General features: G+C 45.1%; 18 protein-coding genes. 10 read left to right on the top strand and 8 right to left on the bottom strand.

What is annotated here, in order from left to right; genetic code table 11:
• The first annotated feature begins 12 nt into the window (after positions 1-12).
• Genes QUF61_RS02795 through QUF61_RS02785 form a run of 3 tightly spaced genes read left to right on the top strand, consistent with a single transcriptional unit; the run spans position 13 to position 4,033 of the window.
• A complete protein-coding gene (locus QUF61_RS02795; protein WP_289680343.1) occupies positions 13-2,247 on the top strand; it encodes a TonB-dependent receptor plug domain-containing protein in 2,235 nt (744 codons plus the stop codon).
• A gap of 8 nt (positions 2,248-2,255) precedes the next feature.
• A complete protein-coding gene (locus tag QUF61_RS02790; protein ID WP_103920953.1) occupies positions 2,256-3,464 on the top strand; it encodes an ATP-binding response regulator in 1,209 nt (402 codons plus the stop codon).
• Between the two features lie 14 nt (positions 3,465-3,478).
• Positions 3,479-4,033, top strand: coding sequence for a zinc ribbon-containing protein (locus tag QUF61_RS02785; protein ID WP_103920952.1), 555 nt, complete (start codon positions 3,479-3,481; stop codon positions 4,031-4,033).
• Here QUF61_RS02785 and lnt read toward each other — a convergent pair.
• The 3 genes from lnt to wrbA all read right to left on the bottom strand — a co-directional run bounded on the left by lnt (position 3,987) and on the right by wrbA (position 7,775).
• Positions 3,987-5,564, bottom strand: a complete 1,578-nt coding sequence (gene lnt, locus QUF61_RS02780; protein WP_103920951.1) for an apolipoprotein N-acyltransferase — start codon at positions 5,562-5,564, stop codon at positions 3,987-3,989. The two genes, QUF61_RS02785 and lnt, sit on opposite strands and share 47 nt — an antisense overlap.
• A 12-nt stretch (positions 5,565-5,576) precedes the next feature.
• Positions 5,577-6,995 carry an adenylate/guanylate cyclase domain-containing protein gene (locus QUF61_RS02775; protein WP_103920950.1) on the bottom strand — a complete coding sequence of 473 codons (1,419 nt, stop codon included), beginning with the start codon at positions 6,993-6,995 and terminating at the stop codon, positions 5,577-5,579.
• 192 nt (positions 6,996-7,187) lie between these two features.
• Complete coding sequence (gene wrbA / locus QUF61_RS02770) at positions 7,188-7,775, bottom strand: NAD(P)H:quinone oxidoreductase (protein WP_289680342.1); 588 nt, start codon at positions 7,773-7,775, stop codon at positions 7,188-7,190.
• Positions 7,776-8,439: 664 nt separating this feature from the next.
• Between wrbA and QUF61_RS02765 the strand changes: the two genes are divergently transcribed.
• The 3 genes from QUF61_RS02765 to pyrF are packed head-to-tail and all read left to right on the top strand — an operon-like array spanning position 8,440 to position 11,051.
• Entirely contained in the window at positions 8,440-9,558 is a 1,119-nt protein-coding gene (locus QUF61_RS02765) for an anthranilate phosphoribosyltransferase (protein ID WP_289680340.1), read from the top strand.
• 1 nt (position 9,559) lies between these two features.
• Positions 9,560-10,363, top strand: coding sequence for a polysaccharide deacetylase family protein (locus tag QUF61_RS02760; protein WP_177428522.1), 804 nt, complete (start codon positions 9,560-9,562; stop codon positions 10,361-10,363).
• Positions 10,350-11,051 (top strand): orotidine-5'-phosphate decarboxylase, encoded by a 702-nt coding sequence (gene pyrF / locus QUF61_RS02755; RefSeq protein WP_289680339.1) that lies wholly within the window; start codon positions 10,350-10,352, stop codon positions 11,049-11,051. Before QUF61_RS02760 ends, pyrF begins: the two co-directional genes overlap by 14 nt.
• 342 nt (positions 11,052-11,393) lie before the next feature.
• Here the strand turns inward: pyrF and QUF61_RS02750 are convergent, their stop codons facing one another.
• The 5 genes from QUF61_RS02750 to QUF61_RS02730 all read right to left on the bottom strand — a co-directional run bounded on the left by QUF61_RS02750 (position 11,394) and on the right by QUF61_RS02730 (position 18,901).
• Entirely contained in the window at positions 11,394-13,511 is a 2,118-nt protein-coding gene (locus QUF61_RS02750; protein ID WP_289680338.1) for a universal stress protein, read from the bottom strand.
• Between the two features lie 9 nt (positions 13,512-13,520).
• Entirely contained in the window at positions 13,521-14,168 is a 648-nt protein-coding gene (locus tag QUF61_RS02745) for a retron system putative HNH endonuclease (protein ID WP_103920944.1), read from the bottom strand.
• Positions 14,165-15,292: an AAA family ATPase gene (locus QUF61_RS02740; protein ID WP_289680337.1), complete on the bottom strand. Its 1,128-nt coding sequence runs from the start codon at positions 15,290-15,292 to the stop codon at positions 14,165-14,167. The genes QUF61_RS02745 and QUF61_RS02740 overlap by 4 nt, the downstream gene beginning before the upstream one ends.
• A gap of 177 nt (positions 15,293-15,469) precedes the next feature.
• Positions 15,470-16,210: a carboxypeptidase-like regulatory domain-containing protein gene (locus QUF61_RS02735; RefSeq protein ID WP_103920942.1), complete on the bottom strand. Its 741-nt coding sequence runs from the start codon at positions 16,208-16,210 to the stop codon at positions 15,470-15,472.
• Between the two features lie 234 nt (positions 16,211-16,444).
• Positions 16,445-18,901: a HEAT repeat domain-containing protein gene (locus QUF61_RS02730; protein ID WP_289680336.1), complete on the bottom strand. Its 2,457-nt coding sequence runs from the start codon at positions 18,899-18,901 to the stop codon at positions 16,445-16,447.
• 535 nt (positions 18,902-19,436) lie between these two features.
• On the opposite strand from QUF61_RS02730, the gene QUF61_RS02725 reads away from it, so the two are divergent.
• Genes QUF61_RS02725 through QUF61_RS02710 form a run of 4 tightly spaced genes read left to right on the top strand, consistent with a single transcriptional unit; the run spans position 19,437 to position 24,766 of the window.
• Entirely contained in the window at positions 19,437-19,574 is a 138-nt protein-coding gene (locus QUF61_RS02725; RefSeq protein WP_177428520.1) for a hypothetical protein, read from the top strand.
• 10 nt (positions 19,575-19,584) lie between these two features.
• A complete protein-coding gene (locus QUF61_RS02720; protein WP_289680334.1) occupies positions 19,585-21,453 on the top strand; it encodes a cytochrome ubiquinol oxidase subunit I in 1,869 nt (622 codons plus the stop codon).
• Positions 21,450-22,358: a c-type cytochrome gene (locus tag QUF61_RS02715; protein WP_289680333.1), complete on the top strand. Its 909-nt coding sequence runs from the start codon at positions 21,450-21,452 to the stop codon at positions 22,356-22,358. Before QUF61_RS02720 ends, QUF61_RS02715 begins: the two co-directional genes overlap by 4 nt.
• The gene (locus tag QUF61_RS02710) at positions 22,355-24,766 is read left to right on the top strand and encodes a c-type cytochrome (RefSeq protein ID WP_289680332.1); all 2,412 of its coding nucleotides are present in this window, start codon (positions 22,355-22,357) and stop codon (positions 24,764-24,766) included. The genes QUF61_RS02715 and QUF61_RS02710 overlap by 4 nt, the downstream gene beginning before the upstream one ends.
• The last annotated feature ends 29 nt before the right edge of the window (positions 24,767-24,795 follow it).

The raw sequence follows: 24,795 nt of genomic DNA, 5'->3' as shown, positions 1-24,795 counted from the left end.
GGATAGATTTTCATGCCAGTTTTGAAACTAAACCCGGCCCACTTTAGTTTGCTGTTGATTATGCTATTTTTATTATTACCAAGCCAGGCTTTATATGCTGATGAAAACGCGCTTTCTGTTTCAGATACGGGGGGAGCGATTGAACAATTAAAACAACTGGACTTAGCCGATTTATTAGAAGTGGATGTGACTTTAGACGATGTTTTTGACATCTTTGATGCTTTAGTGCAACAACAAAACGTACAGGTTGCAACTGGCAGTAAACAATCCATCGCCCGCGCGCCTGCTGTTACCAGTGTGATTAGCGCGCAGGATATTGAAGCCACAGGTGCGCGAGATATTGATGAGGTACTGGAAATGATTCCAGGGTTTCATGTCTCACGCCATTCCACAGCTTATAACCCGATATATAGCCTGCGAGGTATTAAGACAGATTTTCAGGTACTGATGATGGTTAACGATATTCCAATTGATACCCTTTATACCGGTGGGCGTAATGCGGTGTGGGGTGGTATGTCGGTGAAACAAATTGCCCGCGTGGAGGTTATTCGCGGCCCCGGTTCTGCGGTTCATGGCGCAGATGCGTTTGCTGGCGCAATTAACATCATTACCAAAAATAAAAATGATATTGATGGTACCCGGATTGGTAGTCGCCTGGGTAGTTATAATATGCGTGATGTGTGGTTGGAGCATGGGCAAAAATTGGGGGCGCTTGATATGGGGCTGGTATTGGAATACCAAACTACGGATGGACACGATCCACTCATACGCAGGGATGGACAAAGCACGCTGGATCAGGAACTTGCGCATTATGCTATACCTGCTCTGTCTTTTGCACCGGCAACGGCCAATTTACAACGTAAAAACCTGGATATGAATTTGGATCTGGGCTGGAAATACTGGAAGCTGCGCCTGGGTTATCAGGGCCATTATGATACTGCCCTGGGCATTAATTATAACAATATTTTAGACCCCAAAAGCCGTTTTGAAGATCAGCGCTATCGTGCAGATTTAACTTATCATAATCCTTTAATTGCTGACAACTGGGATGTAACAACCCGCCTCAGTTATCTGGATATGCAATCAAAAGCGACTGAAAACCAAATCCAGACGCGACCAGGTTTTACTGTGCCAGTAACGACCGGACAGGATTTTTTGAATTATCCTGAAGGTATTATTTTTAATTCCGGTATCAATGAACGGCAAATGCGCCTGGATGTATCTGCATTTTATTTTGGTTTTGAGCAGCACAGTTTGCGCATGGGAGCAGGTTATTCTTATGGACAGTTATATGAAATCACGCATGAAACCAATATTGATCCTGTCACCGGTATGCCGGTGCCCTTAGCTGCGGGGTTATTAAACTTATCTGATACCCCTTATGTATTTTTGCCTGAAGAAAAACGTAAAAGCTGGTATGTATTTTTACAGGATCATTGGAAATTTTATGAAAACTGGGAGCTGACGACAGGCTTGCGTTATGATCATTATTCTGATTTTGGCGGTACGCTGAACCCGCGTTTTGCACTGGTGTGGCAGCCAATTCCAAAATTAACCGCAAAACTGTTGTATGGTCATGCTTTTCGTGCCCCTTCTTTTGTTGAGTTATACAACCAAAATAATCTTATCGTTCAGGGAAACCCGAATGTTAAGGCGGAAACCATTGATACCACGGAATTGGCATTAAATTATTATGTCAATGATCGTCTGCACCTGGGTGTGAATATTTATACCTTTAACTGGCAGGACGCCTTGCAGTTTCAATTTAGTCCTGATTTACATAAGTATATTGTGCAAAATAATGAACGGCGCAAAGGCCAGGGTCTGGAACTGGAAGCACGCTGGAAAGTCGGCAAGCGCCTCAGCTTGTTGGCAAATTACGCGCTACAGCGTATTACAACAAAACATATAAATGTAACATCAACATCTCAGGATGCTTATTTGCGCGCAGATTGGTTGCTGATGCCAAAATGGTATTTGAATGCACAGCTTAACTGGGTGGGTAGCCGTGAACGCAACCCCGTTGATGCCCGTGAAGATTTAGGTGCTTATACACAGATTGATTTAACCTTACGTTATAAAGATATTCGTTATAACCACTGGAATCTGGCATTTGGTATTCGTAATATTTTTGATGAGCCAGTTATTGAGCCATCAACAATTTCTGAGTTTGGTGAAGCGCGACTGCCTGATGACTTACCTATGCCGGGGCGCAATTATTTTATTGAACTCAGTTATCGTTTTTAAGTGGAACCATGAACACACAGACAAAGATTGAAGGGATAACACAAGATGTTATATTGGTGGTGGATGATAACCCCAATAATCTTCAGGTTTTATTTGACTTTTTAAATGCTTATGGTTTTCGGGTATTAATCGCTAAAGACGGTGAAAAAGCGTTGCAAAAGCTCAATTATGTCAAACCTGATATCATCTTACTGGATATCATGATGCCGGGCATGGATGGCTTTGAAGTCTGTCGCATCCTTAAGCAACAGACAGAGACGCAGAATATCCCCATTTTGTTTATGAGTGCCTTGTCAGAAACTGTGGATAAGGTGAAAGGCTTAGAACTTGGCGCGGAAGACTTTATCGTTAAGCCCTTTCAACAAGAAGAACTGCTGGCAAGAATTCAAACCCATCTGCGTATCAGTCATTTGCAAAAAAAATTAACCCGGCAAAATCAGGATTTATCAGAAAAAAGTCACAGCCTGGAAAGCATGGTGCAGGAACTTGAAAAAGCGCGTCAAGTTGCAGAAGAAGCCAATCACGCTAAAAGCCAGTTTTTGGCGAATATGAGTCACGAATTACGCACACCTATGAACGCCATTATTGGTTACAGCGAAATACTGAAAGAAGAAGCTGAAGATGAGCAAAATGAAGCCTGGATAAAGGATCTGGATCGTATCGGCATTGCGGGACGACATTTATTAAGTTTGATCAATGATGTCCTGGATTTTTCCAAAATCGAAGCTGGAAAAATTGAGTTATTCTGGGAAACCTTTACCCTGCCTAATCTGCTGGAAGAAGTCAAAACCGTCACTGAGCCTTTAATACAGCGCAATAACAACCAGTTTCACATCCAATGTCCAGGTGATATAAGTCCCGTTTATGCAGACTTGACGCGCCTGCGTCAGATTATTGTCAACCTGCTCAGTAACGCTGCGAAATTTACTGAAAATGGTGACGTGTATTTACGCGCTAATAAATGTGATGGAAATTTTTTTATTGAAGTTGAAGACACGGGTATCGGTATGACTCAGGAGCAACTTGATAAGGTATTTCATGCTTTTACCCAGGCTGGCGCGCATACGACACGCCAATTTGGTGGTACTGGTCTGGGTTTAACCATTAGTAAACGTCTGGTGGAAATGATGCAGGGAGAAATTTCTATCACCAGTACAGTGGGTAAAGGCAGCGTGTTTAGCGTACGTTTGCCGGACTTGAACAATAAAAAACTATAAAGGAGTATTTTCTCATGTCAAAACAAGAACAGGATCAATCAGAAAAGCTGGAAGCTCAATTAGAGCAATCATATAACACGCTGATGCAGCGGGTTAAAGAATCTCTCAATCAAACCCGCGAAGGGGTAGGAAATCTGCGTCAGTATATCGATACCGCCGTTAATAAAGCCATTGAGTTAGAAGAAATCAATGATATGGAGGCGCGTAAGTTAGGTAATTATTTGCATCGCGACGTGCAGGATGCGGCAAAATTTCTGGTGGAAACGGGTAAGGAACTTAAAGACTGGATGCGCTTTGATTTAAGTTTAATTGAAGGGCGGATATTAGACTCATTCAGCGGCATGGTGGATTATACGCGCATTGAACTGGATAAAATTGCTGAGCAGGCGCAGGCTGACACGCATATTCATACCGGAGAAATTGCCAGCCCCGGTACTATCGCCTGTAATGCCTGTGGCAAAGAAATGACTTTCCACAAGCCAGGGCGGATTCCACCCTGTCCAGCTTGCCATAAAACAGAGTTTAGCAGGGTGTGGAATGAACCGGATGCCAAAAATAATGCAGAATAATCCCGATACCCAGAAAAACGATCATAATAAATAACAAAGGGATATTACCTTCCAGAGCATAGGGGGTGGCACCGCTTCGAGGTTGAATACGTGCGCGTATCACCCCCTGCTGAAACTGCGGCATTTGCGTAACAACCTTGCCGTGTGCGTCAATAATTGCCGTGATGCCGGTGTTAGTTGCGCGCAACAGTGGACGTCCTGCTTCTAAAGCACGCATCCGGGCAATTTGTAAATGCTGATGCGGAGCCAGCGAATCACCAAACCAGGCATCATTACTGACATTAACCAAAAAATTAGCACCGGGCAGCGCGCGACGGATTTCTGCGGGAAACGCATCTTCATAACAAATTGAAATCCCTATATAATGCCGCTGCGTACTGAGCAAGCTCTGCTTTTTCGGGCCTTCTGAAAAATCAGAAAATGGAATTTGAATAAAATCCAAAGATTCTTCAATCAGGCTGCGCAGCGGCATATATTCGCCAAATGGTACTAAATGACGTTTGTAATAAAAGCCAGGTTTTTCTGCGTTGATCATCGCGACCGCATTATAAATCTGATTATCATCGGGGTCTTGCATGGGCATACCAATCAGAAAATCAGTCTTATGATCTTTATGTTCCTGAATGATTTCCTGGATAAAAGGCATGGCCTGATGGAAAAAGAGTGGAATTGCGGTTTCCGGCCAGATGATTAAATCAGCATCACGATGTTGCCGGCTTAATTCCAGATAGTTTTTAATGATAGGCTCTGCATATTGATGCATAAATTTGATTTCTTGCGGGGTATTGCCCTGAACCAAGGCAACATTCAGCGGTTTACCTTCCGGGTTGCCCCAGTTAACCAGGGTTAATAAAGCCCCAAAACCCCAGAGCAATATAAAACCCAGCAATGGCTTCCAGGCACGATGGCGCACCATTACGCTATATAAAATCAAACATGCGCTGAAAGCGACTGCCCAACTTAAAGCATAAACCCCCATCATCGGTGCCCAACCGGCAAGTGGGGAATCAACTTGACTGGTACCCACCAACAACCAGGGAAAGCCACCAAATAAACTGCCGCGCACCCATTCCATCACGGTCCAGGCAGCAGGCAAAGCCACCAACAGGCGAACCTTATTACACACCGGGTAGACTTTAAGAATAAACAAACCCAGCAAGGCGGGATACAAGGCCATCAACATCACAAAAGCGGCATTAAGCGCAATGGCCGCCGCCAGGTCGATGCCACCAAATTGCGCCAGACTGATATGCAGCCAGTTCACGCCAAAGCCAAACTGCCCCAGTCCAAATAACCAGCCACGCCAGAATGCACGCGCAGGGCTACAGGCTTTCCATAACAGAAATAACATCAATAAAGAAAGTATGGCAACTGGAAACAGACCAAATGGGGCAAAAGCCAGCACCAGAAGACCACCCGCAAGCAAGGCACCTAGATCACCCAGCCAGGGATAGCGTTCCAAAAACAAAGAAAGCTGCTTAAAGCACATGACGCGTTCTGGCGGTGATAATAACGGATTATCCTGGGTCATATTATTTTCCTTTTATTTGGTTTCCATCACCTCGATGCCTTCCCAGTCATCGGGCACGCCATTAACCAGATATTGTGCGGAACGGGTGAGATAAAGCCTTGCCGCCTTATCATCGGGGTAGGCCTCTAGTGCCTGATGAAATTGCATACTGGCCTCAGCAAATTTTTTTTTCTGGTAATAATTCAAGCCTTTTTCAAAGTTACTGCGCGTTTTCATTTTAAGACGCAGTTCTTTTTCCTTGCAACCATCAAGCACTTCATAAACTGATACGGCATTTTTTTTACCTTTCAGGCGAATTTTACCCACTGAGCGAAAATTATAATTTTTAGGGTTCAGAATACGCAGCAAGGTATATTTACTGATGGCGATATTGGCACCATAAATTTTGGTTAAACCTTCCAGTCTGGCAGCCAGATTTACCGCATCAGCGATCACCGTGCTTTGCATACGCTGACGATCACCGATAATACCCAGCATTAAACGCCCGGTATGAATGCCAATGCCAATATCAATTGGTTTTTTACCCTGCGCGCGTTGCTTTATATTAAACCGGGATAAATTTTTACGAATATGAATCGCGGCTTGCAGCGCATGTTCCGGGCCATGAGGAAACAAAGCCATCACCGCATCACCAATATATTTATCAATAAATCCCCGATATTTGCGGATTACCGGACTGGTCTGACTTAACCACTCATTCAGAAAATTAAACGTCTGTTGGGGGGTTAGTTGTTCTGAAATAAAAGTAAAATCACGAATATCCATAAACATCACGGTCATCTCCTGATGAATTTGATCGCCGGGATGCACTTCGATAATACTGCGCTTTTTCAGAAAATCCAAAAACTCTCGCGGTACAAAGCGCTCATAGACACGGTTAAGTTGTGCTAATTCCTGAGTGCGGGCCTTTACCCGCTCTTCCAGTTCCATTGAATTATGTAATAACTGGGCAAACTTTTCTTCCAGGCGCTGCGCATCCATCCACACATAGCGCGACAGGTCATCATGCTGTGTAATATTGGGCAGATTTTTTTTCAAATGATATAACATCATATGATTCCCCACCCGCGCCAGTATCTCTTCAGATTGAAATGGGCGCAATAAATAATCAACACAACCCTTGGCAAACAATAGCTGGCGATTTTTTAATTCCTCAGCACTGAGCAATAAGATAATCGGGATATCTGATATTGCGGCACTGGCTTTCAGCTTGTCACACCAGAGCTTGGCATCGCCGCCAGGGGCCTGCATGGACAATAAAATTAAATCGGGTAAATGCCCTTCCAGTTGCGCCGTGCTTGCTTGCAGCGTGGTGGCAACATTAGTATTATAGCCCTGCTGTTTTAATAAATACGCCAACTCTGCCAGATCCACGGCAGCTTGCGCAATGATTAAAATGCGGCCTTGAAATTTTAATGCTTGATGCGGCATAAAAAATGATTTTAGACTCTTAGGAGTGAGGATAAAATAAATACAGAAACTGGGCGCAGGATTTTTATTCATTTTCAAAGCGTGAAAACAGGCGCATAGCAAGCTATGTAACTGCCTAAGTCCAAACCGGCGGAACGCAGAAAATGGAGAAAAAGACCAGCCAGGTTGCTGAAATTATAAAATTCTCGCTCCTTATACCAGCCGCTTGCAGGTTTCTGCCATGCGTCGCCCCTGTGCCTGACATAAGCGCTGCTCTTCTTCCGTCAGGCTTTGGCGACTATCAGTACCGGCCACATGGCTGGCACCATAAGGCGTGCCACCACTTTGAGTGTGGCTTAAATCGGCTTCGCTGTAAGGTAAGCCCATCACCATCATGCCATGATGCAGCAGGGGGATCATCATACTCAGTAACGTGCTTTCCTGCCCACCATGCAAACTGCTGGTGGAAGTAAACACCCCGCCAGGTTTATCAATTAATGCGCCACTAAGCCATAAGCCACTGGTTTTATCCAGAAAATATTTCAGCGGCGTAGCCATATTGCCAAAACGTGTCGGACTGCCCAGTAATAGGCCTGCACAGTTTTCCAGATCCTCAAGCTGTGCATAAGGCGCACCTTCCTCAGGAATTGTTTGTGCAACCGCCTCACAAGTTTCTGACACCGGCGGCACTGTACGTAGTTTGGCACAGCAATGGGGCACGGATTCGATACCCCGGGCAATATGTTGCGCCATATTGGCAACATTTCCATAACGGCTGTAATATAAAACGAGAATTTCCATGTTATTCCTTAGTTTAGTGTAAGCTTGAGCAGTACTAAATATATTGAAAACTGCTGGCATCTCACGCCAGGTTATTGATGGTGTGTGCTAGGAGGCCGTCTGAGAACACAAGACCTACTGCGGAAAAGCTGGATTTGGTCAGATTTCTCCCTTATTTTCGTTAAATATACCCAATATTCGCCTCAAATAATGAAAAAATCTGCCTCAAACCAGCTTTCCCTCGCTACAGCCTCTGTTCTCGGACAGCCTCTTAGGATTTTCGGGAAGTGCTTTGATATGAGACAATGCCGTGTATCACCTGGAATTACATAATACGCGAATTTATCACCGCTTGTGATAAATCTCATTCTGAAGAATAGCAAAATTGCTAATTTTTGGAAATTCATTTTTCATACTCAATGACTCACATATTCAGACCTTTTTTTATGCTTGTTGAATTCCCATTTCTTAATGGAATCCATATGATCACTGCTATTCTAGGTTTAATAAGGAGTGAGGATGAAATAAATGCAGAAACTGGGCGCAGGATTTTTATTCATTTTCAAGGCGTGAAAACAGGCGCATAGCAAGCTATGTAACTGTTTTCACAACGCAGAAAATGGAGGAAAAGACCAGCCAGGTTGCTGAAGTTATAAAATTCTCACTCCTAAGGATATTTAAGACAATGACTGAACAAGTACAAATACAGGCGCAAGCCCGACAACTGATGCATTCCATTATCCAACGTATTGCCACCGGCCCGGATCTGAGTAAGGATATTTCCCAGGAAGAAGCCAGACAGGCGATGTATGCCATTACTCAGGGCTGGATTGACCCGGTGCAAACTGCAATTTTTTTCATTGCATTGCGCATGAAACGGGAAACGGAAGCAGAAAATAAGGGCGTGCTGAGTGGCATTAAAGACAGTAGTCAAATTGTTATCACGGCAGTGGATGAGGTGGTGGATATTGCTGATCCCTACAACGGCTATAATCGCAGCCTGCCCGCTTCGCCATTTTTACCTGCGGTATTAGCGGCTTGCGGCATACCTGCCGTCAGTCATGGCATGGAGACGGTCAGCCCCAAGTTTGGCGTAACCCATCGCCAGGTGCTACGTGCGGCGGGTGTATCCGTTGATTTATCGCCACAACAGGCGGCTGAGCGGCTGACGGATGAAGGTTGGGCCTATGTTGATCAAAAAGCGTTTTGTCCGGGTTTACATGACTTAACTGATTTTCGTCGTAAAATGATTAAGCGTTCGGTGATTACTGCCGTTGAAGTATTGGTCGGTCCGCTGCGGGGCAAGCAGAAAACGCACCTTGTCACTGGTTATGTACATAAACCCTATTCTGCGGTCTATGCTTATTTAGCACGGCATTCAGGGTTTGATTCCGCCTTGTTGATTCGCGGCGTGGAAGGTGGCGTGATTCCTTCTTTGCGTCAAGCGGGTAAATGTTTTTATTATCATGCTGATGAAGATTTACAGGAATTTGATATGCAACCTGGAATGCTGGATATCCAACAGGCTGTGCGCGCCGCGCAAATTCCAGATAATATTCCTGAGGCATTAGAGGCGACAAAAGATGAAGTGGCACTGGCACAGGATCGGGAAAGCATTGCTAAAGCTGCGGCAAAGACAGGTATTGCCGCGTTGGAAGGCACTGCTGGCCCCACGCGTGATGGACTGATTTATACTGGAGCCTTATGCTTATGGCATTTGAAAAAACAAAATAATCTGCAAGATGCCGCAACCCAGATTCGTCAGGTGTTGGATAATGGTCAGGCGCGTGAGCGTCTGCAATAATATGAATAATTTTATCAAACTCATCTTAGCCCTGTTTTATTTTGTATTTGACAGCTTGCGCCGCTGGCTGTTAAATCGTCCATATCCCCTGGTGGTGCTGTGTTATCACGAAGTCACTGCCAAACAGGCAGGTGCATTTCAGCGACAATTGCAACAAATTCTGCGCCATACCCAAGCAGTTTTTGCCGATGCCCCGGCAAGCGGTCAAACCCGGCAGCTTGCAGTCAGCTTTGATGATGGTTTTGCTAATTTGCTGGAACACGCTTTGCCACAGATGCAGGCTAAAGCGATACCTGCAACCCTGTTTATTCCCACAGCAGCCTTAGGTCAGTACCCGCCTTGGTTACAGGCGGGACATCACCCGAATAAAACGGAAATACTGATGACGGCTGAGCAATTGCAAAATTTATCTGAGCAATGGGTTAAAATCGGTTCTCACGCCAATCATCATATTGATCTTACCCAGCTTAAGTCGGCAGATTTAGAGGCCGAGCTGCAACAATCTAAAACCTGCTTAAATACCTTGCTGAATAAACCCGTGGATTTACTGGCTTTTCCTTATGGGCGCTATGATAATAATGTGATTCAAGTCGCCAGAAAAACGGGCTATCAACGTATTTTTGCCGCCGATCCTGTGACTGACAGTGATACTTATTTACTGGGACGTAGCAGCGTGTATCCTGAAGATGGGCCATTGACATTTTATCTGAAAATACATGGTGCTTATCAATGGCTACCCATTGCAATAGCCTGGAAACGCAGGCTTAAAGGACTTTACCAAAGGAGTGTATATGAAAAATGCTGAAAAAATTATTGTTGCGCTGGACTTTGCCCAGGCTGAAACTGCATTAAATTTAGCGCAGCAACTCAAAGACCAAAACTGTAAAGTCAAAGTCGGTAAAGAGTTATTTACCCGCGCCGGGCCTGATTTAGTACGGAAATTGACTGATATGGGACTGGATGTATTTCTGGATCTGAAATATCACGACATTCCCAATACCGTGGCTAAAGCCTGCCAAGCAGCTGCCGACCTCAATGTATGGATGCTCAATGTTCACGCCCTGGGCGGTAAAGCGATGCTCAGCGCGGCGCGGGAAGCCTTGGAAGGCTATCCGCAGCGCCCTAAATTGATTGCGGTTACAATTTTAACCAGTCTGCATGATGATGAGCTGACAGCAGTGGGCTTGTCGGGTAATGCCAAAGATAATGTTTTGCGGCTGGCAAATTTAGCGCATGACAGCGGCTTGGATGGAGTGGTTTGCTCGCCACGGGAAATTCAGCCCATACGCGCCCAATTGCCAGAAAGTTTTCAGTTGGTCACACCAGGTATTCGTCCGGCAGGAAGCGCCAGTGACGATCAAACCCGCACTTTAACGCCGGAGCAAGCACTGCTGGCAGGTGCAAATTATCTGGTAATCGGCAGACCGATTACCGCAGCCTCTGATCCGGTTGCGGCATTAGATAATATTCGAGAGTCATTAGGAGCGATCTAATATATTAGACAACAATTACTCTGACGCTCATCCAAGATGCTTCAGGGAAAGATCTGTTACACTATTTGCCAATATTATCAGCAGTGCAGAAAACTATCTTGAATAGGATGGGATGGTCTTTATGGTCAACTCCAAAATTCGAGATAGTCATTTTGGAGTTAGCGAATGGAGAGATCTAAGTTGAAAACCACAATTTTCATCTGGTTTTCACGCGCCATGTGTGGTAACCCGTAGCGGCGCGCCTGTGCCGTGTGTAGTGGAAAACGGTGGGCAAAATGCTGATAAATACCTTGCCAGAATCAGACATCACGGCGGCATTTTGTCCACCCTACCTGAATTCATTCAAGCATTCCTCGGATCATCCGCCCCCATATGAAACACGCCCTTATCCTGCCAGCGGCGTTTAATCTCATCAACCGCACTGCTATCAACATGTGCTAAACCCTGCTCTTTAACCCAGGTTTCAATTTCCTGAATCAACATGCCGCGTACCATATCCGGGGCTTTGGCGATACGCTGTCTGGCGGCTTCATCCCAGCTTAAGGTTTCCTGGGCTTTTTCCGAGCCTTCCGTAAAAGTTGCCATGACACTCTGGATAAAATCCGCATCAATCGTATTAATATTATTTTTCTGGGCGATACTTTCCGCTGCCTTCAGGGTCATGTCACGACAATAACCGGCAGGTACGCTCAACAGCCGTTGCTTGGCTTCTTCCGTCCAGGGCTGTGAAACGGCTTTATCAGCCTTGGCTCGTGCCATTTTAGCAAAGGGGCAGACACTGGCTTTTTTCGGCTGTTGTGGCTGTTCCATGTCTGCCATGACTTGACGTGATTGCGCCAAACCTGCTTCGGCAAGCTCCAGGGTGATTTCTTCTGCCTGCTGAGTTTTGGCATAATCTTCTATGCGTTGTTTGCTCATATCCCGCATGAAACCTTCCGGCACCCGTGCCAGACGCGCCAGGGCGGCGGCTTGCCAATGCAGCGGCGCGGGTTCGGTTTCCAGGAAAGCAGCTAAGTGCGCTGTGTCTACGCAATAGGTATTTTCAGCACGGGCTTTTTTCTCCGCGCGTAAGGCCAGATTGCTGCGCAAGCTTTCGTCTTTAATTGTATTTAATAATTCCTTAGCCGCTGCCGTCCATTGCATAGGTTGCTGGGTGACGGTTTTTTTCAGTTCCCCGGCATCATGGGCTGTAACAATTTCCTGCATGACCTGCTCGGCATTTTTGGGCATCAGTTGCCGGGTGGCTTCTTCCACAATGCTTTCTGTAATCACCGTATGTCCGCGTTCCTGGGCATAACGTAAAATCGCAGCTCTTGCCATATTCTGCACAAAACTGGGCACATTTTTCATGCGCTGTTCGGCTTCAAGCGTCCATGAAGTCGTAACATCGGCTAAGCGTTCAATTTGTGGTATGTATTTTTTCTGGCTTAACAGGATTGAGCAGGGCGCAAGGCGTAACAGGTTTTCCGTATTGCCACCAATATCCAGTGCATCATCAGCGTGAATCCCGGTTTTGCCCAGAATCAATAAGCTGGGATTGATTTTATTGACATATTTTAATATGGCATCCCAGGGTTTGCCGTCTAAAAGCTGCGTTGTAATTTCTATGTCATAATCATCGGCAATGGTTTTGGCAACGCTTAAATGCCCGTCATAAATTTTTGCCAGACCCGAATCAATGATTTCTTCGTGCAGTTGTTCCTGTTCCTGAAAACGAAACACCTTGCCAGCTTCTTCAGATAACACATCCGCGATGCGGTTAAAGGCCACATAATGATAATACGGGTCAAATGCTGAAATTACATGCAAAGGCACCGCCCATTGTTTGGCAAAAGCGATACCACGCAGCAGGCCACCATAGGATTTTTCCGAGCCATCAACAGCAACCACGATTGGCCCTTGTTGGATGGATTGTTGCGGGGTTTTGATTATTAAGGTGTCAATGTCTGAGCGCCTTGCCACGCGCTCGCACACCGTGCCAATGAGACTGCCTTTAATCGCGCCCAAGCCCAAAGCGCCCATGACCAGCAAGTCATAAGTACCCTGGTTGGCTTCTTTGGCGAGTTCCCGATAGTTTTTACCTTCTAAAGAACGCCGCTTGAACTTTAAGGCTTGTTCCTGGCTAAGCTGGTCTACCTGATCCAGATAGGAGTCGGTAATAATCGACAAGCCCCGGCTGATTAAATCATCATGCACATCACGCTGCCGTTCCAGTTCTTCTTCCTGGCGGAACTGTTCCGGCAAACCGCCTTCCATCTGCCGAAAACGCATATCGTGCATTTTTGCGGCGTAAACATGGGTGCCAGTAATTTCTCCCTGCCACAGTTTGGCGATTTCCAGGGTATCCTGAATGCCTTGATTGGCATGATCAGAAGAATCCGCCGCAAGTAAAATACTGTTGTATTCAGGTAATGGTTCTATTGCGGCATCAGTGCTGATGTTGGCTTGTGTTTGAGTCATAAACGTTTTTTATTTACTTTGTGGTTCTTTCTGCTGGAAACAGGCTTGCAAAAAGCTGATAAAAGGTCTGGACTGTTTTAACATTTGCTGCTGAATTTGTGGTGTTTTATTGATAAGCACTTTAACAAAAGCAATACGAGCTTGATCGCGTGACACGCATAAATAGACACTGTTTAAATGCAGCAGGTCAATCATATAACTCGCCTTGGCAGGCGCAAGCTCAGAAGCTGAAATTTCAGCCGTATTACGATCATAATTAAAATGTGCCTGGATATTTTTAACAACCACCGGATTAAGAAATAAGGATTCATCAAAAGCATTGTCCTTACGGTGTCCACAACTATTTATATCAAAACCTTCATACGCATCGCGTTCCTGCTCTGAACAACTGGCATTGCCGCCATCACAAGATGCTACTAAATTTTGATAGTCAAAACGGCGTTTTGGGTTTTGCTTTTGCGGTTCCATATGCTCAAGATGAGAATGATTTTTTTCTAATTTTGCTTCACAGTAGGCACAAAGTTGCTGTTGTTCTGTGCTGATGTATTCGCGCAACCGGGTTTTGCAATGCAAAGAAAATGTTGAATCATCAAATTCAGGCTGTTCAATTTCTGTGACAAAAAAATCAGGCGCGGCTTGTTTGTGAATATACCTCATGACAGTGATCGCAAACTTTTTATTAAATCCATTTCCTGCATAAATGCTGAATTTGGACTTTCATAATCTAAAATAGCCTGTTTTAATTTTTGTCCCTGCTCAGTGTCTTCCTGTTGCTTATCCACTAATTCACGGTATTGTTTATAGAGTTGTTCAACTGCCTGTGGTCGAATTGCCGCGCCCATCACTTCTGCTAAAATCGCATTAATATCTACCGCAACAGGTGGTTGACTACGGGGTATAGCAATGATTTTATTATCTTTTTTAGTTAATAAAATCAGGTTCTTATGCGCTGTATTGGCAATAATCTGGGGTGAATGCGTTGCAACAATAAATTGATTGTTTTTACCAATATTACTGTAAATCGTCATAATTTCCTGTTGCCATGCAGGATGTAAGGCCAATTCCGGCTCATCAATCAAAATTATTGAGTTTTGTGGTCTTAACATCATCAAGGCCACAACCCGACCATATAATTGTTTTTCCCCATCACTGAGTTGCTCAATGGTTAGTAAGTCACCTTTGATATTTTGAAAAACAGGACGGTTATATTGGTTTTTATCCAAGTCATGCAGTTGAGTCAGTAAACGGGTATTTTTAAAATGTTTATTAAATGAATCTATTGCTGCTTGTTTACGTTGTTCAGGATCAGCAATATGGCTTTCGCGTTCTTTTGCCAATATGTATTCTTTAATATAAAACTCTGCATCACCAAGAATATTACCGTTGATTAAGGTCGTAAATTTATAAGTAGTATCTATTTTGTGCGTAGTTTGATAATCAAAATTGAGTTGTGATGGCATAAAAATAATACGAGGAGCATCAAAAATATTTGTTTCATTTTGTATTTTACTTTCTAAAGAACTTATAAGCCTCCAACCATATTCCAAACATATTTTTACAGCCTCTTGAAAATCAATTTCATTTTTTTTATAAAAATCATTAAATTCCAGCAATATTTTTTTATCTAACTCAAAAATTCCTTTTAATAAACTGGTTTTCCCACAACCATTCACCCCAGCAATCACATTCACCACATTTTTCCGATCTTCAGGCGCACTAAACTCAATTTTAAGATCAGAAAGAATTTTATAGTTGTTTACATGTAATGATTTAATGTACATAGTTTTTTATTATATTAAATATTAAAAAATCATACCCCCCAGCAAGGGGGGTATGATTTTTTAATGGAGCAGCCAAAAACCAAATAACCAGACAACAATCAAAACATTCATCAGCAGTCCGGCTAACACAAAATAGTCGAAACCATTAATGCGTTTTTGTTTGACTTCAGTCATGGCTTATTTGCCCTTAAACTCAAAATTAACTTCACTGTTAGCACCTGCGGCGACTTCAACACTGCCTTTCTGGTCTTTCAAAGTACCATGCCAGGCTTTGATTTTATACTTGCCTGCGGGTACGTTATCAATGGTATAAGAACCATCTTCTGCAACCAGAGCATAGTAGGGGCTTTTAGCCACAAACGCAAAACCATGCATAAAGTCATGCTGATCACATTCGATTTTCATTGCCACGCCGCGTTTGAGCTTGACCTTTTTGGTGATGCTGCTGTCTTTATCAGGTTGGCTGACGTTAAACAGGGTTTTTTTCGCCCGACCCATCATTTCATAAGTATGGATATTATGGGAAACCGGATCAGAATTGACCGCAGTAAAACCTTTGTCATTATGCATGACCTGGATAAATGGCTCGAAAGCGCAGCCTTTTTGATCAACCTTGCCGGTTTCCTGAGCCGCGTCAAAGGCTTTGCCTTTTTTCACCTTGTCCAGATAAACCACAACATTGCTTAAGCCACCGTTGCTGACTTTGACATAATCAATTTCGCGGTTGCCTTTCCCGCAGACTTCCTGGTCTTTGGTAATGGCAAAGATTTTAGGGCCGGGATCATCACCCGTGAACGTGACTTTACCGCTAACGCTGCCGCCACCACTGACTTCAACAGCTTGATATTTCGCTGCATAAGCACTGGTGCCTACAGTTAAACCTAAACTTAATGCCAGAATTAAAGGGGTCTTTTTCATAACTTTCTCCATGTTAAGTAATCTGAGTTCGGTGTAAGCTTCATTTTGCACTTAGGGTGCAAAAAACCGCTTCCACCTCACGCTAAATTCTTGATAGCAAGTACTGAAATTCATTACTTATTCTTAAAAAAACTTACGCCAGGTTATGAAAAACCAGCGTGAAGCAAAAGTGGTTTTTTCACGTTTCTAAAGCTTCAAAACCTGTGAAAAATAAGCTTTTGCATAACACCAGCATCAAGAAACCTGATGTAACATGCCTAACATTTCCACCACATAGCGGCGCTCAACACTGGTTTGCAACTGTTCCAGTTTGTTTAATAAACGTATGCTCGACTGGTCTTTATCAATTTGATTTAAGCATTGGCTCATCACTTGCGCCTGTCCGTCTTTACCAGAAAGTCCGGCATCAATAAACTGGTCAATGATGGTGTCCAGTGTTGGCACGCTTATGCTATTGGGTTTACTGCGCAAAAGGCCGGGTATCACGTTTGCCACCGCACGCTGCGTACCGGCCTTATTGCCTTTAAGCTGCTGTAATAGTTGTTCAATGATAGTTGGATAATCAATCTCATCATCATCCACTGCAAGCCCGGATAACTCAGCCAATGTATGCACAACCTGAATTTGCATCGCCACTTCTTTGTCGCTTAAGGCCTGCATCAGCACTTCAACATCACTGGCTTTGCCCCACTTGGCTAAAGCGCGGGTGGCAACAATTCTTAAGTCCCGATTTTCTGCATTTAATAAATCAAGCAGTTGTTGCCGGATTTCATCTACTTCCTGTGCTGATAGCTGGGGTTTTAATTCGCTTAATTCAGTCAGGGAATTCATGATTTCCTGTTTTAATATTGTGTCTTCCGTTGTATTTAAGGTTGCCAGTAGGGTTTGTAAGCTGGTTTTGGTTTTCGACTGGTGGATATAACGCGCAGCCAGACGACGTATATCCGTTGCAACATCCGGTGTGTCGCGGGTAAACAGCCATTTTGCGGTTTCCCGGTTTTGTTCCGTTAACTCTAAAAAGTCTTCTAAGTCTTCAGCCGGTTCATCTGCTTGTTGCGTTTCATTGCCTTCTTCCTGTTGCAATTGATGTTCTACCTGACTGATGGCAATTGCATCCAGGGTTGATAGGGGTTGGGGTTGCTCGCCTTTTTTGATGCTGTCAGAGATTTGCTCCAAAGCATTTTCGACAAAATCCGTATGCGCTTCCTGGTCATCTGTGGCTGCTTTCTCCGCCGTTTTCTCAGCTATTTTTCCAGTCACTTTTCCAGTCACTTCATCACTTGTTTCCGCTTGCGTCTCTGCATTCTGAATCGGAATAACTTTTTTAGTCGCAGGCGGCGTCAAGCGCCCTTCCACCGCATCGGTGATAATATCAATCGGTAACTTGCCTGCCGGTTTAATGCCTTCTGCCTGTGCCGCTTCTGTGAGCAAAGCGTTTAAATCACTGCCTACAGGAAAACAGGTGTCTAAAGTCGTTAAAGCTTCAATTGCCGCTAAGCGTACCAGTTTTTCATCATCGTACATGCAGTGATAAATGGTGTGTTCAATCGCTGAATGCCACTGTTTTAACTGCCCCAGGGTTTTTAATGCACTGGCACGCACTTCAGCGTTTTGCTGAGTTTCCCGGCTGATAATCATCAGTTTTTTTATAGCGGCGCTGAGCTGCTGTTTTATGATAAATTGACATAAGGCATCAAAACATAAACTGGACTGCGTACATTCATTTAATAAAACAATAAAATCCTGCTCAGCACGGCCCTGAAGTTTAAGCGGCTGATAACACAGGGCTTTAAGTACGTTAGCTTTTACCGTAAAGTCTTTATCATGTAACAGACCCAATAACTCAGCACTCATATCAGGAATATTATTAATCCCGGCCTGACTCATCAACTGGATAAGTTGCTGCGCGGTTTTTAAGGCGACACTTCTGACCTGCGGATCTTCATCACGAAATAATACAAATATAATGGGTAAATATTGTACGGCTCGCCGTTCTCTGAGTGCTTCTATGCCAGCAGCGCGCACATAATGATTTTTATCCTGTAACGTCTGCTCCATGAGCTTAAATGTGGTTTTGTCACGACTGTTACGCAATGCGCGCGCAACCCTGCGGCGTTGTTTATCGCTACCATGTTGCAGACGCCGCGTTAAAACCTCGTTGGCCTCACCACCAATTTGCGCCAGGGCAGTCAGAATCTCGCTTTCAATATCCTGGCCTTCATCTGCCGTTAAAATGCGCTCTAACACCGGAACCGCATCCGTAACCTGCAATTCTCCAAGCCCTTTAATTGCTTCTAACTGAATATCCCACCAGTCATCCCAGTCGCCGCTTTCAAAATTAATGTTTTCCGGGCGATGCTCTGCCACTTCCAGTAAATGCGGAATGGCCTCAACGCTTTTCAGTTGAACCAGCGCTTTAACCGCAGCCACTTTCACTTCGCCATCAGGGTCTTTTAACAGCGATTCAATCAAAGTACCGGCACTGGAAGCATCCTGCATATCTGCCAAGGCCATGACCGTATCAATACAAACATCCACATCTTCATCATGCAAGCAGTTTGTTAATAAGGGAATGGCGGATTTATCCTGCATTAAACCCAGAGTGCGAACGGTATAACAACGATCGACATCGTCACCTTCCTGGATAAGTTGATGTAAACGTGTGCTGATTTGATCCTGGATTGTTACCACAATAGTATCCTGAAATTACAAAAGCTGAAAAAGATAGAAGGCAAGTATAATACCAATGGAAAATAGAGGTTAATTTAATTAAAAATTCAGTTACTTAACGTATTTAACCAGGAATAAGTTCAGCAAACTTGATATAAATCAATCCACTGTTTTTATACGGATTGAACAAATTGTTCACTATTTTGTGTCTACATGAATGCAAGCTGCAAAATTTCACCCTCACAGCGATAAAAAACCATTTTCCTGAATGATATGCTAAAAATAAAAATCCAATAATATCAGTCATAAAAGACCTTATTAACAGACATTTTCTTTCCAGCTTAAACCTTACTTTTTCTTGGTATACTCCTTGCCTGCACTCTCATGTTTCATGTTTCAATGAAGGAGGAAAGTAATGTTAAAAAAGTGGTTCCTGGCTTTGCTGGGTGAAAATTGGGGCCCCAAAGTTTTCACAATTGCGCTGATTATTTCATTGATATTTGCCTGGTGGCTGGTGATTTATTCACATGGCGTCACCCCGCATGGAGGCTGAAGCATGAATTTTTTTAAAAACCCCCTGGTGACCTGGATTACTGCATTTGCGGTGACTTTGCTGGTCTTCTATCTCATTAATCACGGCATTATGTCAATGCAAGGACTGCCGCTTAATATTGATTTAACACCTGCACAATGAAGGCAAGCTCATGAAGCGAGACATCCTACTCAAACCCATTTCCCAAGTACCCATTTTTAAGGTAACAGGATTGTTCATCATTGCCTGTTTAATGGTGGCGCTATTATCACTGGCAACAGATTTTTCTCCGATTACAACAGCTCATGCCGAAACTGTAGCAGCCGCAGATGCTGCGCATGATAGCGGACATCAGGAAGCGGTGCTTGACCTCTCCACCGCCGCGCCTAAATTAAAGCGCGAAGATTACCCCAGCGTAGGCGTCAGCAGTCGGGGGCTGGTCTGGATTGTCGCGCAGTTGCATTTATTTTTTGCCGCTTTTGTATTGGCTGTGCCCCTGTTTGTACTGGTCATTGAATGGGTGGGCATGAAAACCAAAGACGCGCGCTATGATGATATGGCGCACGAATTCATGAAAATCTCCATGACCGCTTATTCCATCACGGCCTTACTCGGTGGTCTGCTGGCGTTTTCTTTATTCCTGCTGTATCCGCAGGTCATGGGTTACATGATGCGGGTATTTGACAGTCAGGTGCTGGTTTATGCTTTATTGTTCTTTTTTGAAAGCGCGTTTTTATATATTTATTATTACAGTTGGTATGCGCTGCGCTATGGCAATGCCAAATGGCTGCATTTAACCATTGGTTTGGGGCTGAACGTCGTGGGTTCAACCTTGCTGGTAATCGCCAATGCCTGGGCCACATTCATGATGGCTCCCTCCGGCGTGGACATCGCAACCGGCGCGGTCACCGGAAACATTTGGGAAATCATCAAAGGCCCCTTATGGAATCCGGTGAATCTGCACCGCTTTATTGCCAATATCGCCTTTGGCGGCGCGATTGTCGGCGCTTATGCCGCGTTTAAGTTTCTTTCCGCCAGAACCCAGGAAATGCGCGCGCATTATGACTGGATGGGTTATACCGCTAACTTCATTGCAATTTTAGCATTTTTGCCGCTGCCCTTTGCCGGTTACTGGCTGATGGCAGAAATTTATGCTTACTCTCAGCAAATGGGCATTACTGCAATGGGTGGTATTCTGGCCTGGTTGTTTATTGTGCAGGCGGTATTGATTGGCACGATTTTATTAGCGGGTAATTATTACCTGTGGTCGGGCATGTCACGCACCGAAGGTTCCAAACGCTATGCCTGGTTGATTAAATATATCGCTATGGTGCTGGTGGCCTGCTTTTTAGTCTGGGTCACACCCCATACCCTGATACTCAGCGCAAATGAAATCAAACAATTAGGCGGCAGTCACCATCATCTGCTGGGGCCGCTGGGTATCATGCCGGCTAAAAATATTGCCGTGAACCTGATGCTGATTTTCACCTTCCTGTCGTTCCAGCTTTATCGCCGCGCTGATAAGGTTGCTACAGTCAGTTACGCGCCTGCGCTGAATGCGCTGATGGTTGCCATTTATGTGGTGGCGATTGCCAATGTAATTTTTGCCGGGGTGTATTACGGTTATTTCACCAATACCGTGTACAAAGTCGGTTCCAGCGTGATGCAGGTGGTATCCACCCTGATTGTTATTATTGCGGGTGTCACCATAGATGCCTTCTTATTTAAGGATGCTAAAAAACTGCCTTCCATCTGGGGGCAGGTTACTAATCGCTCGCAATACGCCCTGTTTGCCTTGCCGATTGCTTTCACCTGGCTCATGGCGCTCATGGGTTATGTACGTTCCTCAGTGCGTACCCATTGGCATGTGTATACAGTGATGAAAGACAATTCACCGGATAACTATGTGCCAGCTATCGGTTATGCGGGCAACATGATGACCATCGCCACCATTATTTTCCTGATTATGGTGTTGTTTATTTTCTGGATCGCCTCCTTGGCAGATACCAAACAAGCCAATCCAGAGGAGGCGCAGTCATGACAAGACCATACCCACAGCAAGCCGGTGGTGTGTTATTGACGGTTTTAGCCTTTTGCCTGGGTTTAACGTTGGTTTTTACCCTGATTGCAAACCTGCTGCCTCAGGTAGAAGGTGAAGCGCCGGTTGAAAAAGAAGTGGATTTAGGCGCATTAACGATGGATTCTTTCGTGGCGCTGGGTGAAACCCTATTCAAAGGCAAGGGCACTTGTACCTTATGTCATAACAACATGGGACGCGCCCCCGATATTCTTGCCAGCAATATGGTGCAAGATGGTGAAAATCGCTTAAAAGATGAACGTTATAAAGGCAAAGCCAGCGATGTCGAAGCCTATTTACGCGAATCCATGCTTGATCCCAGTATCTACGTGGTCAAAGGTTTTGGTAAAAAAGGTTCTAACGATAGCGTATCACCCATGCCGGTAGTGGATAAAGCGCCAATTCTGCTGTCCCAGTTGGAAATGGATGCGGTAATTGCGTTTATGCAAGCCAAAGACGGCAATGATGTCACGGTTGAACTACCCAAAGAAGCCCCTGCTGAAGTTGCCAAAACCGAAACCAGCACTGCCGCGCCCGTTGAATCTGCCAGCACGCCGGAAGCCGTTGCTGCAAAATATGGCTGTCAGGCGTGTCATAGCATGATGGCTACGGAATCACCTGTCGGCCCGTCTTTAGTCGATGCAAAATCCCGCTTAAATAAAGAAGCCATCCGCCAGAGTATTATTGATCCGGCTGCGGTGATTGCTGAGGGTTTTGTCGATATGATGCCAAAAGATTTTGGCGATAAAATGACCATCAGGGAATTGGATTTAATTGTTGATTATTTGAGTGCAGACGCGGCTGCACCCACTCCGCAGGATGCAGTTGCAACGACCAGCACCACCAGCACCACAGGAGAAAATCAATGAAAAATTTTAGAATTCCTGCCTTCTGGCAAGCGGTACTGGTGATTGCCATTTTGTATCTGGGTCTGAGTTATCCCGCCTTAATGCTGCCAAAAACCCTGTTGATTCAATACATGATCATCATCATCGTCGGGGTTTTATTGTTTTTCTCCTTTGATGAAGCACGCTGGACTGAGTTTAAGTCCCCGATACTGGCGGTTTTGCGCCAACCCAATCTGCTGATTGTGCGTTGGGGATTTTTAATTGCCATCCCGGCAATTATTGCCTACACCAGTTACAATGTCTTAAAACCTTCATTTGATGCCCCGGTGGAACTGCGCCAGGTACACCCCGCGCCACCTTCCAAGCTTAAGGTGTTTAACAAAACCTATAACCTCACCACACTGGAAAACCCCATTCGTAACACCGTAGTAGCGCAACTGGCAAGCGACCCGGAAATGGCAAAAAATACCTATCAGGAAGCCATTAGTGCCGGGACAAAAGTTTATTATCAGAACTGCTTTTATTGTCATGGCGACTTGATGGATGGCGTGGGACATTTCGCCGATGCCTTTAATCCACGTCCGATTAATTTCCAGGATGTCGGCACTATTGCACAATTGCAGGAAGCATTTTTATTCTGGCGTATTACCACCGGCGGGCCGGGTCTGCCCAAAGAAGGCACGCCGTGGAATTCTGCAATGCCGGTGTGGCATGAAATGCTGTCCGAAGATGATGTCTGGAACGTGATCACCTATTTATATGATTATGTCGGACAGGTGCCACGTATGTGGGATGCTGCGCAATCCAAAGTTGTGACCGGCATGAAAGATGAACTGGTCAAAAAACGCGCCACCATGACGGGCAAGGATTTATATGATTTCCGTTGCGCGGTGTGTCATGGCGATGAAGGCGTGGGTGATGGGGTTGCCGCCGAGTTTCTTTATCCCAAACCGCGTGATTTCTCTTTGGGTTTATTTAAATATAAAACCTCTCCCGGCGCTTTACCACCCAGAGATGAGGATTTAATTAAAACCATCAACGAAGGTTTGCAGGGCACCGGTATGCCCGGTTGGCACACGCTGATGAGTCCACAACAAGTTAGCAGCCTGGTACCCGTGATTAAAAGCTTTGATATTACCGGCACCTGGGCACCGGAAGAGGCTGAAGATGAGGAATTTGATGATGAAGGTCGGTATACCGGTAAAAACCCGCTTATCATTACTGAACGTGAACCCGCTGAAGGTCAGGTTCCTTATGCAGAAGATTCCATTCAAAAAGGTCAGCAGGCGTTCAAAAAAGCCTGCGCGGAATGTCATGGTGATGAAGGCCGGGGTAATATCATTTCCGGTAAAAGGCTGGCGGATGACTGGGAAAACCGTATCTGGCCCAGAGACTTAACCAGCCCGTGGACGTGGCGCAATACCAATACCGTGAGTGATGGACTGCAAGACGAGCAGCAACGCGCTCAGATTATCAGTAATATCTACCAGCGTCTCTCTATTGGCATCATTGGTACGCCCATGCCTGCGCATAGAGCTGTGGAAGAAGGCAATAAAGACCCCGTCAGCCTGGAAGATCGCTGGCACATTGCCAATTTTGTCTATTCCCTGCGTGATAAGGCCGCGCCACCCCCCGGTGAGACTGATATTATCTGGGGTACGCCGATTGCCGGTGAATTACCTGACAGCCCTGATGATGCCTTGTGGCAGCAGGCCAAAGCCGTGAGTTTACGCCTTGCGCCGAATATCATCAAAGACGAGCGTTTGTTCACGCCTTTAGCGGAAGCGATTACCGTGCGCACCTTGTATAACAAAAACGACATCGTGTTCTTATTAGAGCTTAATGACCGAACCGACAGCCGCCCCGGAGAAAAAGTTTCCGTGCAGATTCAAGATGAGCGTTTTGAACTCAGCGCCGATGCCTTTGCACTGCAATTCCCCAAAGAAGGCGCGTATGAAACCTCGCCTATGGTGACTAAACCGCTCTACCGCCACGGCGACAGCGCGCACCCCACCACTATCTGGTATTGGAATGCAGGCAGCGTAGAACCCAAGGCCAAAGCCAGAAGCATGTTGTTTGATGCCACCGGGCCGGATGTCAAACTCGCCCCGCGAGAATCGGCAGCAGACTTAAAAGCCACGGGCAAATGGCAGCATGGACGCTGGCAAATCGTCATGAAACGCTCGCGCACCGGCGGCAAATCCGGTGATATTAACTTTGAAGAAGGACGTTATATCCCTATCTCCTTTGCTAACTGGGATGGCAGCAATGGCGAGCAAGGTTCCAAACATACCCTGACCAGTTGGTATTGGTTGTTGTTACCGCCGGAAACGGATGTGAAAAAAGTCTACGGGATACCCGCAGCTATATTCCTGTTGTTGTTTATCATTGGCTTACTGGTGGTTAGAAGCCAGAAAATACGTGAGTAATTACGCCTCTTCTCTGGTTCCCACGCGCC

The organism is Candidatus Venteria ishoeyi (assembly GCF_030378065.1).
In the GTDB taxonomy this organism is placed as follows: Bacteria; Pseudomonadota; Gammaproteobacteria; order Beggiatoales; family Beggiatoaceae; genus Venteria; species Venteria ishoeyi.
The sequence above is the reverse complement of the archived record's forward strand: the minus strand, read 5'-3'. Positions and strand labels throughout refer to the sequence as shown.

What these genes read in the sequence shown, in the direction of transcription:
- QUF61_RS02795 (WP_289680343.1), top strand. Translation starts at nt 13, where the DNA reads ATGCCAGTTTTGAAACTAAACCCGGCCCACTTTAGTTTGCTGTTGATT.
- QUF61_RS02790 (WP_103920953.1), top strand. Translation starts at nt 2,256, where the DNA reads ATGAACACACAGACAAAGATTGAAGGGATAACACAAGATGTTATATTG.
- QUF61_RS02785 (WP_103920952.1), top strand. Translation starts at nt 3,479, where the DNA reads ATGTCAAAACAAGAACAGGATCAATCAGAAAAGCTGGAAGCTCAATTA.
- lnt (WP_103920951.1), bottom strand. Translation starts at nt 5,564, where the DNA reads ATGACCCAGGATAATCCGTTATTATCACCGCCAGAACGCGTCATGTGC.
- QUF61_RS02775 (WP_103920950.1), bottom strand. Translation starts at nt 6,995, where the DNA reads ATGCCGCATCAAGCATTAAAATTTCAAGGCCGCATTTTAATCATTGCG.
- wrbA (WP_289680342.1), bottom strand. Translation starts at nt 7,775, where the DNA reads ATGGAAATTCTCGTTTTATATTACAGCCGTTATGGAAATGTTGCCAAT.
- QUF61_RS02765 (WP_289680340.1), top strand. Translation starts at nt 8,440, where the DNA reads ATGACTGAACAAGTACAAATACAGGCGCAAGCCCGACAACTGATGCAT.
- QUF61_RS02760 (WP_177428522.1), top strand. Translation starts at nt 9,560, where the DNA reads ATGAATAATTTTATCAAACTCATCTTAGCCCTGTTTTATTTTGTATTT.
- pyrF (WP_289680339.1), top strand. Translation starts at nt 10,350, where the DNA reads ATGAAAAATGCTGAAAAAATTATTGTTGCGCTGGACTTTGCCCAGGCT.
- QUF61_RS02750 (WP_289680338.1), bottom strand. Translation starts at nt 13,511, where the DNA reads ATGACTCAAACACAAGCCAACATCAGCACTGATGCCGCAATAGAACCA.
- QUF61_RS02745 (WP_103920944.1), bottom strand. Translation starts at nt 14,168, where the DNA reads ATGAGGTATATTCACAAACAAGCCGCGCCTGATTTTTTTGTCACAGAA.
- QUF61_RS02740 (WP_289680337.1), bottom strand. Translation starts at nt 15,292, where the DNA reads ATGTACATTAAATCATTACATGTAAACAACTATAAAATTCTTTCTGAT.
- QUF61_RS02735 (WP_103920942.1), bottom strand. Translation starts at nt 16,210, where the DNA reads ATGAAAAAGACCCCTTTAATTCTGGCATTAAGTTTAGGTTTAACTGTA.
- QUF61_RS02725 (WP_177428520.1), top strand. Translation starts at nt 19,437, where the DNA reads ATGAATTTTTTTAAAAACCCCCTGGTGACCTGGATTACTGCATTTGCG.
- QUF61_RS02720 (WP_289680334.1), top strand. Translation starts at nt 19,585, where the DNA reads ATGAAGCGAGACATCCTACTCAAACCCATTTCCCAAGTACCCATTTTT.
- QUF61_RS02715 (WP_289680333.1), top strand. Translation starts at nt 21,450, where the DNA reads ATGACAAGACCATACCCACAGCAAGCCGGTGGTGTGTTATTGACGGTT.
- QUF61_RS02710 (WP_289680332.1), top strand. Translation starts at nt 22,355, where the DNA reads ATGAAAAATTTTAGAATTCCTGCCTTCTGGCAAGCGGTACTGGTGATT.